The sequence below is a fragment of the Oricola sp. genome (genome assembly GCF_965230365.1).
Lineage (GTDB): Bacteria > Pseudomonadota > Alphaproteobacteria > Rhizobiales > Rhizobiaceae > Oricola.
The window spans coordinates 2,002,863-2,019,981 of record NZ_OZ246003.1 but is presented as its reverse complement, the minus strand read 5'-3'; the positions used below and the strand labels follow the sequence as shown (position 1 = coordinate 2,019,981).

Here is a 17,119-nt window from a genome sequence, read left to right as displayed (position 1 = left end):
TTCACGACTCGCTTCGGCCCCGGTCGTAATTCTTATACGCCAAGGCTATAAAATGATTCCCCTGAAAAATGTGAGAATCCGCCACCGATGTCCGAATCAGACGAAAACCCAGGCGCCGAGGCAGTCGCTGTCGCGGCGCTGGGATGGATCGCGTCCAAGCCCGACATGCTGAACCGGTTCCTTGCGCTGACCGGGATCGAAGCAACCCAGATCCGCGCCGTCGCCGCTGAACCCGGCTTCCTGACGGGCGTGCTTGATTTTCTGCTCGCCCATGAGCCGAGCCTGATGGCATTTTGCGACGAGACCGGCATTGCCGCCACCGACGCGCAAAAGGCCCGTACAGCACTCGGTCCCTCGACCGAGAATGCGTGGTTGTCAACATGACGCCGGAAGAAACGCGCCGCATCGAGGCCGTGTCACAATCCGACAGACCGCTCGTGGTCAGCGATGTCGACGAAGTGGTCTTGGAATTCGTTCAGCCCTTCATGCAGTTCCTGGATGCCAACGGCCATGAATTGCGGCTCGAATCCTTTCGCCTTCACGGGAATATATACATTAAGAAAACGCAGGAAACTGTTGATAATTATACTGTTTCCCGATTTCTGGAGTCCTTCTTTGCCGAGCATGACGACTGGCAGACCGTCGTGCCCGACGCCGTCGAGTGCCTTGCCGCACTACGCGAACGGCATGGCGCCGACATCGTCTTCCTGACCGCCATGCCGCCGCGCCATCATGCCCGGCGGCGCGCCCTGCTCGACCTGCATGGGCTCGATCACCCGATGATCGCGACCGAGGAAAAGAAGGGCGATGCCGTGTCCGCCCTGCTGGCCGGCAACCCGGCACGGCCCGTCGCCTTCATCGACGATCTGCCGCATAATCACATCAGCGTCAGCACCGCCGCGCCCGATGCACTCACGGTACACATGACTGCGCACAAGCCGCTGAAACCCCTGCTCCCGCCACTGCCCGAAAACGTGGTCGAGGCCGAGGATTGGCGAGAGGTTTACGCGGCCATATCCGCATTTCTCACGGAACGCGGATACTAGGGACTCCGCCGGATTAGCGGTAAAAATCCCTGCCGCACCGGCGATGTTCATGGTATGTCTTGGCTTGACCCATGGATGAAGCGCAATGGATTCCGGTTTTTGCCGCGACTGCATGGCCGTCTGCGAAAACGGCGAGCGCCGCTGCCGTGCCTGCGGCAGTCCGCGGCTGCTTCGCCATGACGAACTGCATGCTCTTTCCATCGCGCATATCGATTGCGACGCCTTCTACGCGTCGGTGGAAAAGCGCGACAATCCGGAGCTGCGCGACAAACCGCTGATCGTTGGCGGCGGTCGCCGCGGTGTGGTTTCGACCTGCTGCTACATCGCGCGGGTCAACGGCGTCCGCTCCGCAATGCCAATGTTCAAGGCGCTCAAAGCTTGCCCCGAAGCCATTGTCGTCAAGCCGGACATGGAGAAATACGCCCGCGTCGGACGCGAGGTGCGCGACTTGATGCGCGAACTGACGCCGCTGGTCGAACCGATCTCCATCGACGAGGCATTCCTCGATCTCAGCGGGACCGAGCGGTTGCACCGCGAGTCGCCGGCACGCGTGCTGGCTAGGTTCGCCATGCGGGTGGAGCGTGATATCGGCATCACGGTCTCGGTCGGTCTCTCCTATTGCAAATTCCTCGCGAAGGTCGCCTCGGATTTCGAAAAGCCGCGCGGCTATTCTGTAATCGGCCGCGCCGAGGCGCTCGCTTTCCTGCGCGACCAGCCCGTCACGCTGATCTGGGGCGTCGGCAAGGCGTTCGCCGCGACGCTTCACAAGGACGGCATCCGCCTGATCGGCCAGTTGCAGGAAATGGACGAGGCGACGCTGATGAAACGCTACGGCGTCATGGGGCGCCGTCTCTACCGCTTGTCGCGCGGCGAAGATGAGCGCACCGTCCATGTCGACCACGAAGCCAAGAGCATTTCCGCCGAGACGACGTTCAACGTGGATTACGCGACCGCCGACGACTTGCTGCCCGTGCTGCGCTCCTTGTGCGAAAAAGTCGCCAAGCGCCTGAAGGCGGGAGATCTCGCCGGTCGCACGGTCGTACTGAAGCTGAAGGATCGCAATTTCCGCATCAAGACCCGCAACCGCCAGCTTGCCGACCGCACACAGCTTGCCGACCGCATTTTCCGCGTCGCCGTGCCGCTGCTCGAAGCGGAGCTGGACGGCACCCGGTATCGATTGCTGGGTGTCGGCGTTTCGGATCTCGCCGCCGACGACATGGCCGATCCCGCCGATCTCGTGAACGCAGAGGCAGACCGCCGCGCCAGGGCTGAAGCGGCAATGGACCGGGTGCGCGCGAAGTTCGGCGACCGGGCGCTGGAAACCGGATACACCTTTGGCACGGGAAACCGCAGCAAACCGCAACGCGATCAGGATATTTAGGCCAGACCGGGCGCAGTGCACCGCACAAGGATGAGTACCGGAGCAAGGCCCGCAGTATTTGTCCTTGCCGTAAACTGCGGATTCTGCAAGGTTATTGCGACAGATCACGCCATGGCCGATTTCGCATTCAGTCTCACCGACAAACTCCGGGTGCTTGTACTTGGTGCCTATGGGCTCATTGGATCGGGCGTTGTCCGGGAGCTGCGCGCCGCCGGCTACAAGGTCGGCGGCCTTGGGCGCGACAGGGCTGCGGCGTTGCGCGTGCTGCCAGATCTGAACTGGACGATCCGCGACATGTCTTTGCTGACAAAGCCGGCCGACTGGACGCCGATTCTGGAAGGTTATGATGCCGTGGTGAACTGCGCCGGTGCGCTGCAGGACGGCGCCCGCGACACGTTGCAGGCGGTGCATGTGGAATCTGTCGCCGCCCTGGCGCGCGCCTGCGCGACGCGCAAGATGCGGCTCGTGCAGATTTCAGCCGCCGGTGCGTCATCGCGGTCGCCGACGCTGTTCCTGCGCTCCAAGGCCGAGGGCGATTCGGCGGTGCGCAGCGCCGGCGGCGACTTTGTCATTCTCCGGCCGGGGCTGGTGCTGGCGCCGACCGCCTATGGCGGGACCGCGCTATTGCGCATGCTCGCCGCTTTCCCCTATGTCCAGCCGGTCGCCCATCCCGATGCGGCGGTCCGAACCGTATCGCTCGCCGATCTGACGCAGGCAATCAGGCTTGCTGTCGATGGCGCCCTGCCGAAAAGCCGCACAATCGATCTGGTTGAAATCGATCAGCACCGGTTGTGCGACGTCATCGCAGGCTATCGGCACTGGCTTGGCAGCCCGCCGGCACTGTTGACGATCCCCATGCCGCGCCCCGTCACCTGGCTGATCGGGCGTATCTGCGACGGTCTCGGCCGGCTGGGCTGGCGGTCGCCACTGCGCAGCACGGCGCTCGATGTCATTTCGGAAGGCATCAATGGCGACCCGGCAAGCTGGCGCGAAGTAACGGGGCGCACGCTGACGCCGTTTTCAGCGTCGCTCGCCTCCATGCCCGCCCTGTTTGAAGATCGCCTGGCTGCACGAATGGCGCTGCTGATGCCATTCACCGTGGCCGCCCTGTTCCTGCTCTGGGCTGTTTCCGGCGCCGTCGGCCTGTGGCGGGCCGAGGCGGCGGCGCGCATTCTTGTTGCCAGCGGCTGGTCACCGGGTCCTGCCGTCTATTCGGTGGTCTTTTGCTCGATACTGGATCTCGGCCTGGCCGGCCTGTTGCTGGTCCGGCGTTATGCGCGGGCGGCGTGTGTTGCCATGTTTGCCGTCAGCCTCGTCTACCTGGCGGTCGCCAGTATCACGACACCATGGATGTGGGCCGACCCGCTTGGCACGCTGGTCAAGATCGTACCGGCGGCCATGCTGGCACTGGTCTGCCACGCCATGCTGCAGGAACGGTGATGGCGACTGCCGTCGGAAGCGATGGCGGCAGACCTTCCGTAGGTGGACTTTCAGGGGTAACAGGATAAACTGCGGCTGAGTTCGCGCCTCCGTCGGGTTGCTTTCCTCAAACCCGTGCTGGCCCCGATGTTCTCCGATTTCTTCGACAACAGGCCCGAGATCGAATATCCGAACGGCTACAAGGTCTACACAACGAAGTTCGACAAGGCAGTCAAGGCGCAATTCCCGGACGAGGTAAGGCAACGCCTGGCTGGGAAGATCGCCAAGCTCAACCGCTTCGTCGAAGAAAACCGGATCGACGCCGACATCAAGGCGCTGAAGCTTATAGGGACGCTGCGCAAGCGGGTCGAAGACCGGCCCTTCGACGACACGGTGGTATCGATACTGCTCGACCACTCCGGCTCGATGCGCGATCAGCGGGCTATGTTCTGTATTCTTGCCGTCTCGGTTTTGACTGACTTCCTCTCGCGGCTCGATATCCGGCACGAGATTCTCGGCTTCACCACATCGTCATGGCATGGTGGGCGATCGCGCAAGCGGTGGCGGCTTCGCGGGCGGTACAAGAACCCGGGCCGGCTGTGCGACCTGCTCCATATCGTCTACCGGGACGCCTCCGACAGCAGGCTCGGAGCGCCATGCTGCCTGTCGATGATGCTAAACGACAAGCTGCTGAAGGAGAATGTCGACGGCGAAGCACTTCTGTGGGCCGCATCCAGGCTCGACCAGGGCATCAAGGCAAGGAAGATCATCCTGCATTTCTCCGACGGCGCGCCGGTCGACGATTCAACGTTGGCCATCAATCCGCCGGACATCCTCCACAAGCATATGATTGCTGTCGTCGGCGACCTGTCGGCGCGGCCGGGATACCGGGTCGGCGGGGTCGGCATCGACTACGATGTGAAGAGGTACTTCCCGGAGTGCATCAGCATTTCATCGATCGATTCGATCGCGGACGAACTGCTGCCCTTCGTGGCCAATCTGCTCTCAGGCGAAACATGAACCTGGCCGCCGCACGCCTTACGATTGACTAAACCAGCTCGACATCGACGACGCCGGGGATCGCCTTGACCGCATTGGCGATCGGCGGCGAGACCAGATAGGTGTCCGGCAGTTCTATCTCGACCTCGCCCTGCCCCTCCTCCTTGATCAGGATCAGCGAGACCGGGCTGACGCCCTTGCGTTTCAACTGGGTGGCGATGCTCTTTGCCGGCGCATGATCGCGCACATATATGCGTAACTGGTGATCCTGGCTGCCGGCGGCGTCCTCGAGCAGTTGCACGGTGTTGGCGCGCAGGCTGACGCCTTCCTCGCGGTTTTCGGCACCCACCGTCAGCACCACGGACTTGCCAACCTCCATCAGCTCGTCATATTTGAGCAGCGTCTCGGAAAACATCACGGTCTCATACTGGCCGGTCGCGTCCGACAGCACAAAGATCCCCATCTTGTTGCCGGTCCGCGTGCGGCGAATTTGCCGCGAAGCCACCGTACCGGCGATCCGACCGGCTGACGCACCGCGTTTCACCGCAAGCGCGAAGTCGGCATATTGCTGCACCCGCATCTTGTCGAGCGTTGGCTGGTATTCGTCCAGCGGATGAGCCGAGAAATAGAAACCGAGCGCCTGGAACTCGCGCAACAACTTGTCGGCGCTATCCCACGGGTCGGTGACAGGCAGAACAAGTTTCTCCGGCTCGGCCGCTGACAACGCGCCGAAGATATCGCCCTGCCCGCTCTCGGCCGCTTCGACCGTGCGCTGCGACAGCCCCATGATGCGGTCCAGCCCGGCGACCAGCGCCGCCCGGTCGTGTCCGAAGCAGTCCAGCGCGCCGGCCGAGATCAGCCCCTCCAGCGTGCGGCGGTTGACGATCCGCGTATCGATGCGGTTGGCGAAATCCTCCAGGCCGGCGAACGGCGTGTCGCCGCGCCGTTCGACGATGTGATCGACCGCCGCCTCGCCGACGCCTTTGATGGCGGCAAGCGCATAGAAAATCGTGTTGTCGGCAACCTCGAACGCCCGGTACGACGTCTGCACCGACGGCGGCTTCACCTCGATGCCCAGTCGCATCGCATCGCGGCGGAAATCGTTCAGCTTGTCGGCATTCGCCATATCGTAGGTCATCGACGCTGCCAGGAACTCGACCGGATGATGCGCCTTCATATAAGCAGTCTGGTAGGAGACGATGGCGTAGGCGGCGGCGTGAGACTTGTTGAAGCCGTAGTCGGCGAATTTCGCCAGCAGGTCGAAGATCATGTTCGCCTGCGGTTTGGAAACACCGCGTTCCGTAGCACCGGAAACGAAAATGCCGCGCTGCTTTTCCATCTCCGAGCGGATCTTCTTGCCCATCGCGCGGCGCAGCAGGTCGGCCTGTCCGAGTGTGTAGCCGGCCAGCTCCTGCGCGATCTGCATCACCTGCTCCTGATAGACGATGACGCCCTGCGTCTCCTTGACCAGGTGATCGATCTTCGGGTGGATCGAGGCGATCTCCTCCTCGCCATGCTTGCGCGAATTGTAGGTCGGGATGTTCTCCATCGGACCGGGCCGGTAGAGCGCCACCAGCGCGATGATGTCCTCGATGCGGTCCGGCTTCATGCCGATCAGCGCCTTGCGCATGCCCGCCGATTCCACCTGGAACACGCCGACCACCTCGCCGCGCGCCATCATCTCATAGGTTGGCGCATCGTCGAGCGGCAGGTGCGACAGGTCGATATCGGTGCCCTTGCGGGCAACCAGATCGACCGCCATCTTCAGCACTGTCAGCGTCTTCAGGCCGAGGAAGTCGAACTTCACCAGCCCGGCCTGCTCCACCCATTTCATGTTGAACTGGGTAACCGGCATGTCGGACCGCGGATCGCGGTACATCGGCACCAGTTTCGACAGCCGCCGGTCACCGATCACGATCCCGGCGGCATGCGTCGAGGCATGGCGGTAAAGCCCTTCCAGCTTCAGCGCCATGTCGAGCAGCTGGCCGACAATCGGCTCCTTCTGCTTTTCTTCCTCGAATTTCGGCTCGCCCTCGATCGCCTTGCCGAGCGGCGTCGGATTAGCAGGATTGTTGGGCACCAGCTTGCACAGCCGGTCGACCTGACCGTATGGCATTTCCAGCACGCGGCCGACATCGCGCAGCACGGCGCGTGCCTGCAGGGTTCCAAACGTGATGATCTGCCCGACCTGCTCCCGGCCGTAGTGCTCCTGCACGTAGCGGATCACCTCCTCGCGGCGGTCCTGGCAGAAGTCGATGTCGAAGTCCGGCATCGACACGCGATCCGGATTGAGGAAGCGCTCGAATAGCAGTGAAAACCGTAACGGGTCGACATCGGTAATCGTCAGTGCCCAGGCCACCAGCGAGCCGGCGCCTGACCCGCGCCCCGGACCGACCGGGATGTCCTGAGCCTTGGCCCATTTGATGAAGTCGGCAACGATCAGAAAGTAGCCCGGGAACTGCATCTTCTCGATGATGCCGAGTTCGTATTCGAGCCGTTTGTCGTAGTCGCCGCGGCTGTAGCCCTCGCTGAGCCCCTGTTCGGCGAGGCGCAGATCGAGCCCGTTGCGCGCCTGCTTGCGCAATTCGACGGCTTCCGCCGCTACCGCTGCATCATGGTCCAGGTCCTCTGCGCCGGCGGCAAAACGCGGCAGGATCGGTTTGCGCGTCTGCGTGAAGTAGCTGCAACGCCGGGCAATCTCGACGGTGTTCTCCACCGCTTCCGGCAGATCGGCGAACAGCTTCACCATCTCGGCTTCCGGCTTCAGCCAGTGATCCGGCGTCAGGCGCCTCCGGTCGTCGATCGACAGCAGCGACCCCTCGGCGATGGCGATCAGCGCGTCATGCGCCTCATAATCCTCCCGCTTGAGGAAGAACGCCTCGTTGGTCGCGACCAGCGGAAGCGCGTACTTGTAGGCCAGCTCCACTGTCTGGCGTTCCACCGCCTGGTCGTAGCCGCGATGGCGCTGCAGCTCGACATAGAGACGGTCGCCGAAGCAGTCCTTCAGCATGAGAAGCCGGTCTTCGGCCGCGCTCAAGTGCCCTTCGCCCAGCATGGCGCCAATCGGGCCGCCAGGACCGCCGGTCAGGCAGATGATCCCGCCGGCATGCGCAGCGAGCCAGTTCGCGTTGATCTGCGCGCGCGCCTGTTCGTCGGTGTCGAGATAGGCTTGGCTGACCAGCTCGACCAGATTGGCATAACCCTCTTCCGTGGCCGCGATGAGCACCACCGGCTCGGCGCTCGTGACCACCGTCTGTCGCCCGCCGGACGGACGCGGCGTGGCGAGTTCGCCGGAGAAGTTCAGCACGAGCTGACAGCCGATAATTGGCTGGATACCCGCGCCGGATGCCTTCTGCGCGAATTCCAGCGCACCGAACAGGTTGGCGGTGTCCGCGATACCAATAGCCGGCATGCGTTGCGCTTCGGCAAAGCCGATGATCTTGGCGAGCGGCAACGCCCCTTCCAACAGCGAATAGGCGGAATGGATCCTCAGGTGGATGAAGCCGGGCGCGGCCAGTTGCGGCGTCTGCTGATCGTTCGTGATTGCGTCTGCGCCGCTCATCGAGTCCTCGCCCTTGTCCGGATCATCCGCGACTCAACCCCTGCTCCGGCTGGCCGCCCCGGCCACTATGAGCGGGTGCTGCGGCGGCGTCCAGCACAGGCCCGGCGGTAGGCGGGCTGTGCTGTGGATAGCGCGTTAGAGCGCATTCAGGCACATCGAGAACGTCATGACAAAGGCGGCAACAGACAGGAAAGAGGCGATATCGCGGACAAAGACGTTCATGGGATCAGTCTCCTTGTTTTTCCTATGTCTCATTTATGTTTTCTTTTTGTTCCGATATCAAGGGAAAACGTTCCTATCCTTGCAATCCCCGGTATCGCGGTTAATGAAAACTTAAATGGCAGGGTTTGCCGTCAGGCCGCGTTGATGCGGCCATCCTCCAGGGCGACCACACGGTCCATCCGGTCGGCCAGCGCGTGGTTGTGCGTCACGACCAGTGCGGCAAGCCCCGACTGGCGCGCCAGTGCCGACAGGGCGTCGAACACATAGGTCGAGGTTTCGGGATCGAGGTTGCCGGTCGGCTCATCGGCCAGCAGCACCAGCGGCGCATTGGCCACCGCGCGCGCGATCGCCACGCGCTGCTGTTCGCCACCCGACAGCTCGGCCGGGCGATGCGCCGCACGCTCGCCGATACGCATGTAATCGAGCAGTTGGCCCGCCCGTTCGGCCGCCTCTTGATGCGACAGCCCTCGCACCATCTGCGGGATCATGACATTCTCGAGCGCGCTGAACTCCGGCAGCAGATGATGGAACTGGTAGACGAAGCCGATATCGTTGCGCCGACGCGCCGTACGCTCGCCGTCCGACAGCGTCCCGCAGGCAAGTCCGGCGACATAGACCTCGCCCGCATCGGGGCGTTCCAGCAATCCGGCGGTGTGCAGCAGGGTCGACTTGCCGGCGCCTGACGGCGCGACCAGCGCGATCATCTCGCCCTCGCGCAGATCGAGATTGGCTCCCTTTAGGATTTCGAGCTTGCCGTCAGCTTCGGGATAGTAGCGCTCGACAGCCTCGAGCCGAAGGACAGTACGTTTCTCGACCATCATTCGTACCTCAACGCCTCGACCGGATCGAGCTTGGCCGCCCGCCAGGCCGGCAAGATGGCGGCAAGCAGCGACAGCGTCAGCGACAAGAGCACGACCGCAATCGTCTCATACGGGTTCATGCGCGCCGGTATTTCGCTCAAAAACCGGATTGTCGGATCCCAGACCTCGGCGCCCGATACCCAGTTCACGAAGCGCTGGATATGGCGAATGTTCCAGCAGAACAGCACGCCGATCGCCAAGCCTGCCGCCGTGCCGACGAAGCCGACCCCGACGCCGGCCATGATGAAGATGCGCAGGATCGAGGCTTGTGTGGCGCCCATGGTGCGCAGGATCGCCACGCCCCTCGCCTTTTCCTTGACCATCATGATCAGGCTCGCGACGATGTTCAGGGACGCGACAAGCACGACAATCGACAGGATCATGAACATCGCGTTGCGCTCGATCAGCAGCGCCGAGAAGAAGGCCTGGTTTCGCTGTCGCCAATCGACCGTATAGATCGGTCGGTCGGCCGCCTCTTCGATCGGCTCGCGATAGGCGTCCACCGCATCCGGGTCATCGATGAACACTTCGATGACCTGCACCACGCCTTCCTGGTTGAAGTAGAGCTGCGCCTCCTCCAGCGGCATGAAGATGATCGAGCGGTCATACTCCGACATGCCCATTTGGAAGATTGCGTGCACCGGATAGGACTTCACGCGCGGCGTCGTGCCAAACGGCGTAACATCGCCGTCCGGCGAGATGATCTTGATCAGGTCGCCGACCGCCAGTCCGAGATCGTTGGCCATCCCCATGCCGATGGCCACGCCGTCGCCTGTCAGGTAGGCGGCAACCGATCCCTCGCGAATATTGTCCGAGACCGCCTCCTGGCTGACGAAATCCTCGCCTCGCACGCCGCGCACCAGCACACCCGAACCGGCGCCGATATTGCCGGTTGCAAGCGCCTGCCCCTCGACAAGCGGCACCACCATCTCGACGCCGCCCACACCCGCAATACGCTTGGCAACAGCGTCGTAGTCGTCGAGCTTGCGGTCGATGGGCGAGATGATGATATGGCCGTTCAGGCCTAGAATGCGATCCAGCAGTTCCGCGCGAAACCCGTTCATGACTGCCATGACGATGATCAGCGCGGCAACGCCAAGCGTCACGCCGACCAGCGAGATGATCGTCACGATGGAAACGGCAGCTTCCTTGCGCCGCGGGCGAAGGTAGCGCCAGGCGACCAACCGCTCGAAGCCCGAGAACGGACCGGCGGAACCGTTCCTGTCTCCTGCGGTGACCGGCGTTGCGGGTTCAGCCAGCGTGATCACGGGGTCAGCGGCTCCCTGCCAGCAGGTTGACCGCAGCCTCGACGGAAAGCTCCTGCTTTTCGCCGGACTTGCGGTTTTTGACCTCGACAACGCCGGCGGCAACGCCCCGAGGGCCGACCACGACCTGCCACGGCAGTCCGATCAGGTCCATGGCGGCAAACTTCGCGCCCGGCCGTTGATCAGTGTCGTCGAGCAGCGGATCGAGCCCGGCCGCCTCAAGCTGCCGGTAGACGTCGTTCGACCACTGGTCGCAGTTCGCGTCGCCCGGCTTCATGTTGATGATGGCAGCGCCGAACGGCGCCACGCTTTGCGGCCAGATGATTCCATTGTCGTCATGCGACGCTTCGATAATGGCGGCGATAAGGCGGGTCGGTCCGATACCGTAGGAGCCCATCGACACCATGTGCTGCTGACCGTCCGGACCGGCCACGGCCGCGCCCATCGGCTCGGAGTATTTGGTGCCGAAGTGGAAGATGTGGCCAACCTCGATGCCACGCGCCGACACCCGGTCGGATTCCGGCACGGCCGCCCACGCCGTCTCGTCGTGCATTTCGTCGGTGGCCGCGTATGGCGTCGTCCATGCCTTGACAGTCTGCTCCAGCCCGGCCGCATCGTCGAAGTCGACATCCTCGGTCGGCACCGACATGTCGAGAAACGCCTTGTCGCAGAACACTTCGGATTCGCCGGTATCCGCCAGCACGATGAACTCGTGCGAGAGGTCGCCACCGATCGGTCCGGTGTCGGCGCGCATCGGGATCGATTTCAAGCCGACGCGCTCGAAGGTGCGCAGATAGGCAATGAACATCCGGTTGTAGGCGATCCGCGCGCCTTCGTAATCGAGATCGAACGAATAAGCGTCCTTCATCAGGAACTCGCGCCCGCGCATCACCCCGAAGCGCGGCCGTACCTCGTCGCGGAACTTCCACTGGATGTGGTAAAGGTTGAGCGGCAAGTCCTTGTAGGACTTCACATAGGACCGGAAGATGTCGGTTACCATCTCCTCATTGGTCGGGCCGAACAGCACCGCCCGGTCGTGGCGGTCGCGGATGCGCAGCATCTCCTGTCCGTAGTCGTTGTAGCGGCCGCTTTCGATCCACAAATCTGCGGGCTGGATCGTGGGCATCAGGATTTCGATCGCGCCGGCGCGATTTTGTTCTTCGCGGATGATCTCGCACACCTTGTCAAGAACGCGCTTGCCAAGCGGCAGCATCGAGTAAATGCCGGCGGCCTGTTGCCGGATCATCCCGGCACGCAGCATCAGGCGGTGCGAAACGATCTCGGCTTCCTTGGGGTTTTCCTTGAGCAGGGGTAAGAAATATCGCGACAAGCGCATGTCGGTATCCACGGATTGAAACTCGGAAGGCGCCGGGAATCGGAACGTTGTTCCGGCGCGACGGCAGCGTTCTTAAACCGCCGCATCGCCATTTGAAAGCGAAAGCATGCCCGATGTCCCGCAGCGGCAGGCGATAAGGCGAGCAACTACATCGCAGCATTGTATTTTTTCGGTGACAAGTGCGTTCAGCATTGCTACGTAATCACCCGGTCCGTGCCGTGGGAGCTGTGCGAACCGACAAATACGGTCAAAGTCTTGGGAGGATGTGATTTTCCGCGCCCGGTAACCGGGCAGCGACATTGCTAAGGCGATGATTGAAAATCAGGCCGTATTCGAGTGGCAGGGTTCGCGCCCTGCCACTTTCTTTTTGAAAAGCTCAGTCAAAACTCGGAACAATACGCGGCAGGTCGTCTACGCTGAGGCCAAACACTACGGTAACCGCATAAAACACTCCGAACACGACAATCGAGATCACCGTTGTCGCCAACAGCTTTCGGCCCAACGCCGGGTTCTGCGGCGCTCCGCTCTCGGTGCCGGGCGCCACGTCCTCGGCTTCGGCCTGGCTGCGCACGCCAAACGGAAGCGTGATGAACAGTACCAGCCACCAAATGATGAAGTAGATCGCAAACGCCGATACCCAACCCATGATCAGGCTTGCTCCAGTTCGATCAATGTGCCGTCGAAGTCCTTCGGGTGCAGGAACAGGACGGGTTTGCCATGCGCGCCGATCCTCGGCTGGCCGTCGCCCAGCACGCGCGCACCAGATGCCCGCAGCGCGTCACGCGATGCGATGATGTCCTCGACCTCATAGCACATGTGGTGAATACCCCCGGACGGGTTCTTGGCCAGGAACGCCGCGATCGGCGAATCCTTGCCAAGCGGTTCCAGCAGTTCGGTCTTGGTGTTTGCCAGTTCCACGAATACCACCGTCACGCCGTGTTCGGGCAACGCCTCCGGTGCGGTCACCGTGGCGCCGAGCACCGTACGGTAACGCTCCGATGCCGCCGCGATATCGGGTACGGCGATTGCCACATGGTTCAGTCTTCCCAACATGTCTGCCTCCTGCAGCGGTACCCGGATAGTTTGTACTGCGCTAGACCCGGGAAACCAGAACCGTGACAAGCGGCTTTTTGCCCCAGCTGTCACGGGCGGCGGCGCGCACTGCGCCATGCACGGCGCGTTCGACCAGATCGAGATCGCGGCGGCGTGCCCGCGGAATGCTGTCCACGGCCTGACAGGCCGCGTCATACATTAGATCCTGGATATCCTCGCCATCGGAATCGAGTTCCGGTACGCCGATGGCCACCAGCTCAGGATCGGCCGCCAGTTCGTGCCGCCTGTCGAGGACCACCGAGACCGCCACATGGCCGGCAAACGAAAGCCGGCGGCGATCCGTGACCCCAACGGCGTCGGCATCCGCGATCACCCGTCCATCCTTGTAGATTTCGCCATGCGGCGCGTCGCCGTCGATTTCGGGCGCGCCGGGCGCAAGCCGCACGATATCGCCATTGCGCACCGGCAGGACATCGGGGATGTCACATTCGCGCATCAGCTCCGCATGCGCATTCAGATGCGCCGCCTCGCCATGGACCGGAATGCCGATCTTCGGTTTCGTCCAGCCATACATCGCCCGCAACTCGGTGCGACGCGGATGGCCGGAGACATGCACCAGCGCCTCGTCGTCCTCGACGACATGAACCCCCATGTCGATCAGGCGGTTCTTGGTTTCCAGGATGGCGCGTTCATTTCCGGGGATCGAGCGCGACGAATAGACCACCGTGTCGCCGGCTGACAGCGCGACGTCGCGCATTTCGTCACGGGACAGTTTGGCAAGCGCAGCGCGCGATTCACCCTGCGACCCGGTCAAGATGATCACCACCTTGTCGCGCGGGATGTAGCCGAAATCCTCTTCCTGGAGAAATGGCGGCAGTCCCTCCATGTAGCCGAGTTCGCTGGCCACATCGACCACGCGTTTGATCGAGCGGCCAAGCAGCAGCACTTCGCGCCCGCAGTCGCGCGCTGCCTCGGCGATTGAGCGAATACGCCCGACATTCGACGAGAACGTGGTGACCGCGACACGCCCTTCCGCTGCCGCGATGACTTCGCTCAATCCCTTGGCGACGTCCTGCTCGGACGGCGACACGCCCTCGCGCATTGCATTGGTCGAGTCACACACGAGCGCCAGAACACCCGCCTCGCCGATTTCCTCAAACCGGTTGCGGTCGGTCTTCGGCCCGATAGCCGGCGCGTCGTCGTCCTTCCAGTCGCCGGTGTGCAGCACCGTGCCCAGCGGCGTGGTAATCGCCAGCGACACCGGTTCGGGGATCGAATGGGTAACCGCCACCACATCGATGGAAAATGGCCCGACCGTCAGCGTGTCGCCAACCGAGAACCGGACGGTCTCGATCTTGTCGTACTGCGGCTCCGCCTCGGCCTTGGCGTCCAGCAGCCCGGCGGTGAAATCGGTCGCATAGATCGGCACGTCGCCATCTGGAGCAATGCGCGGATAAAGCGCCAGCACGGCACCGTAATGGTCTTCATGGGCGTGCGTGATGACAATACCCGCCAGGTTATGGCGTTCGGCGTCCAGGAAGCGGATATCCGGCATCACGAGGTCCACTCCCGGCAGGTCCGGTCCTGGAAATGTCACGCCGCAATCGACGACCAGCCATTGCCGGTCGTCCGGCGGGCCAAAACCGTACATGGCGAGGTTCATGCCGATTTCGCCGACGCCGCCAAGCGGTACAAACACAAGTTGATTCATCCGTGTTCCGGTTCTCTGCCTTGCGGAGCCTGCGGTCCGCTGATTGCGCTTCCGAAAAAGAGATCGCCCGCGGAGATCATCCGCAAAGCCCCATCATCGGTGCGAAGCATCAATACGCCGTCTGCGTCGATTCCCTCGAATATGCCTTCAATCCGCGAACTGGCAAGGTTGACGGCGATCCGCGCCCCAAGGCCGTGGGCGGCGGCGAGCCATCGTTGCCGGATCGCGCCGATGCCTCGGCCCCCATCCCAGACCGTCAGCGCCTCTTCCATGGCGCGCGACAGATGCGCGAACAGCGTTTCGGGCGTCGCCGCTATACCCGCCCGGTTCAGCGCCGTCGCCGGATACAAGCCCGGATCGGGATGACTGATAATGTTGATGCCGCACCCGATGACGACCGCCTGGCGGCCATTGGACAGCCCGCGCGCCTCCAGCAGCATGCCACAGCATTTTGCATCGTTGAGCAGCAGGTCGTTCGGCCATTTGATCCGAAGCATCGTCCCGCCCGGCAAGCCGCAGGCCGCAATCGCGTCATGCACTGCAACGCCCACGGCAAGCGGCAGTGTCGCCAGCCGCGCAACAGGCGCCAAATCGATCAGCAAAGCGGAGGCATAGAGATTTCCGGGCGGCGAGGCCCAGTCGCGGCCGCGCCGTCCCCGGCCGCCCAATTGCTCGCCCGCCGTCACCCACAGATGGCCGGCATCGCCGCCTTCGGCGAGCGTCAGCGCCTCGTTATTGGTCGAACCGACGGACGCCAGATCGAGGCGTCGCCACCCGGGAAGACCGTCGATTGGAGCGCCTGCCACCGATGTCAGAAGAGTGCGCGCGCGGCCGCGTCGGCCGAGGCGGCAACCTGGCCGCCGATCAGGACGTAGCCGAGTACGAACAGACCGGAAAGCCCCATCACCAGCCGCAACTCGCCAGCCGGCGGCAGGAACCCGCCGATAGGCTCGTCGAACCACATGATCTTGATGATGCGCAGATAGTAGAATGCACCAACCACCGAGGCGAGCACGCCGATGATCGCGAGCGGATAGAGCCCTGCTTCGATCGCCGCCAGGAAGACGTACCACTTCGCCCAGAACCCGGCGAGCGGCGGTATGCCGGCAAGCGAGAACATCAGGATGGTCAGCACTGTTGCCATCACCGGATTGTTCGCGGACAACCCGGCGAGATCGTCGATATTTTCGACGTTCCCCTCATCCTTGCGGCGCATCGCAAGAATGAACGCGAAGGTTCCGAGCGTCATGACGAGGTAGATCGTCATGTAGATGATGACGCCCTTGACGCCGACAAGCGTTCCCGCCGAAAGCCCGACAAGCGCGTAGCCCATATGGCCGATCGAGGAATAGGCCATCAGCCGCTTGATGTTGCGCTGGCCGATTGCCGCGAACGCGCCGAGCAACATCGAAGCGATGGCGATAAACACCACAACCTGCTGCCAGTCGGCGGTAACCGGCGCGAAGGCATCGATCACGACGCGCACGAACATCGCCATAGCCGCCATTTTCGGCGCCGCGGCGAAGAACGCGGTCACCGGCGTCGGCGCTCCTTCATAAACGTCTGGAGTCCACATGTGGAACGGCACCGCCGAGATCTTGAACGCCAGGCCGGCGATCAGGAAGACGAGGCCGAACAGTACGCCGAGCGAACGGTCCGCGCCGGTCAGCGCAGCTGCGATCTGGTCGAAGCCGATATGGCCGGTAAAACCGTAGATCAGCGAAATGCCATACAGCATCATGCCCGACGACAGCGCACCGAGCACGAAGTATTTCAGACCCGCCTCGGTGGAGCGCACGCTGTCGCGGTTGATCGCGGCGACCACATAGAGCGCCAGCGACTGCAGTTCGAGCCCGAGATAGAGCGTCAGCAGGTTGTTGGCCGAAACCATCAGCATCATGCCCAGCGTCGACAGTACGATCAGGATCGGGAATTCGAACCGGTCGAACTTTTCGTCGCGGGCGAAGCCTACCGACATCGCAAGCGCGATAATCGAGCCGCCAAGCGTCAGCATCTTCATGAACACCGCGAAACCGTCCTGGATGTAGGCGCCGCCGAAGGCTTCGCCCAGTCCGCCGATCATCAGCATCCATCCAAGCGAGCCGATCAGCAGCGCGACGGCAAGTCCGGTTACGGTCGCATTGGCGCGTTCGGCCGGCGAAAACACGCCGATCATCAAAAGCACCATCGCGCCGACCGCCAGCATCAGTTCGGGCGTCGCCAGTATCAGGCCTTGGTTCAAGAGTTCGGCAGACATGATGTTCC

General features: G+C 62.8%; 14 protein-coding genes. 5 read left to right on the top strand and 9 right to left on the bottom strand.

Annotated elements, in window-relative coordinates; all coding sequences use genetic code 11:
- The first annotated feature begins 87 nt into the window (after positions 1-87).
- The 5 genes from ACO06R_RS09685 to ACO06R_RS09665 all read left to right on the top strand — a co-directional run bounded on the left by ACO06R_RS09685 (position 88) and on the right by ACO06R_RS09665 (position 4,866).
- Positions 88-384, top strand: coding sequence for a DUF3572 domain-containing protein (locus tag ACO06R_RS09685; protein ID WP_421859038.1), 297 nt, complete (start codon positions 88-90; stop codon positions 382-384).
- 53 nt (positions 385-437) lie between these two features.
- Positions 438-1,046, top strand: a complete 609-nt coding sequence (locus ACO06R_RS09680) for a hypothetical protein (RefSeq protein ID WP_421859035.1) — start codon at positions 438-440, stop codon at positions 1,044-1,046.
- A gap of 85 nt (positions 1,047-1,131) precedes the next feature.
- Positions 1,132-2,427, top strand: coding sequence for a DNA polymerase IV (locus ACO06R_RS09675; RefSeq protein ID WP_421859034.1), 1,296 nt, complete (start codon positions 1,132-1,134; stop codon positions 2,425-2,427).
- A gap of 111 nt (positions 2,428-2,538) precedes the next feature.
- Positions 2,539-3,867, top strand: a complete 1,329-nt coding sequence (locus ACO06R_RS09670; RefSeq protein WP_421859031.1) for an SDR family oxidoreductase — start codon at positions 2,539-2,541, stop codon at positions 3,865-3,867.
- Positions 3,868-3,993: 126 nt separating this feature from the next.
- On the top strand, positions 3,994-4,866 hold the full coding sequence (locus ACO06R_RS09665; RefSeq protein WP_421859028.1) for a cobaltochelatase CobT-related protein: 873 nt from the start codon (positions 3,994-3,996) through the stop codon (positions 4,864-4,866).
- A 28-nt stretch (positions 4,867-4,894) separates the two neighbouring features.
- Here ACO06R_RS09665 and dnaE read toward each other — a convergent pair whose 3' ends face one another.
- The 9 genes from dnaE to nuoN all read right to left on the bottom strand — a co-directional run bounded on the left by dnaE (position 4,895) and on the right by nuoN (position 17,111).
- Positions 4,895-8,407, bottom strand: a complete 3,513-nt coding sequence (gene dnaE / locus ACO06R_RS09660) for a DNA polymerase III subunit alpha (RefSeq protein ID WP_421859026.1) — start codon at positions 8,405-8,407, stop codon at positions 4,895-4,897.
- A 353-nt stretch (positions 8,408-8,760) separates the two neighbouring features.
- Positions 8,761-9,447 carry an ABC transporter ATP-binding protein gene (locus ACO06R_RS09655; RefSeq protein ID WP_421859321.1) on the bottom strand — a complete coding sequence of 229 codons (687 nt, stop codon included), beginning with the start codon at positions 9,445-9,447 and terminating at the stop codon, positions 8,761-8,763.
- The gene (locus ACO06R_RS09650) at positions 9,447-10,757 is read right to left on the bottom strand and encodes a lipoprotein-releasing ABC transporter permease subunit (RefSeq protein ID WP_421859023.1); all 1,311 of its coding nucleotides are present in this window, start codon (positions 10,755-10,757) and stop codon (positions 9,447-9,449) included. The genes ACO06R_RS09655 and ACO06R_RS09650 overlap by 1 nt, the downstream gene beginning before the upstream one ends.
- A 4-nt stretch (positions 10,758-10,761) precedes the next feature.
- Complete coding sequence (gene proS, locus ACO06R_RS09645) at positions 10,762-12,090, bottom strand: proline--tRNA ligase (protein ID WP_421859021.1); 1,329 nt, start codon at positions 12,088-12,090, stop codon at positions 10,762-10,764.
- Positions 12,091-12,466: 376 nt separating this feature from the next.
- Entirely contained in the window at positions 12,467-12,736 is a 270-nt protein-coding gene (locus tag ACO06R_RS09640) for a DUF1467 family protein (RefSeq protein ID WP_421859018.1), read from the bottom strand.
- Between the two features lie 2 nt (positions 12,737-12,738).
- On the bottom strand, positions 12,739-13,143 hold the full coding sequence (gene mce / locus ACO06R_RS09635; RefSeq protein WP_421859016.1) for a methylmalonyl-CoA epimerase: 405 nt from the start codon (positions 13,141-13,143) through the stop codon (positions 12,739-12,741).
- Between the two features lie 40 nt (positions 13,144-13,183).
- Complete coding sequence (locus ACO06R_RS09630; protein WP_421859013.1) at positions 13,184-14,854, bottom strand: ribonuclease J; 1,671 nt, start codon at positions 14,852-14,854, stop codon at positions 13,184-13,186.
- On the bottom strand, positions 14,851-15,660 hold the full coding sequence (locus tag ACO06R_RS09625; protein WP_421859011.1) for a biotin--[acetyl-CoA-carboxylase] ligase: 810 nt from the start codon (positions 15,658-15,660) through the stop codon (positions 14,851-14,853). Before ACO06R_RS09625 ends, ACO06R_RS09630 begins: the two co-directional genes overlap by 4 nt.
- 5 nt (positions 15,661-15,665) lie before the next feature.
- On the bottom strand, positions 15,666-17,111 hold the full coding sequence (gene nuoN, locus ACO06R_RS09620; RefSeq protein WP_421859009.1) for an NADH-quinone oxidoreductase subunit NuoN: 1,446 nt from the start codon (positions 17,109-17,111) through the stop codon (positions 15,666-15,668).
- Positions 17,112-17,119 lie beyond the last annotated feature (8 nt).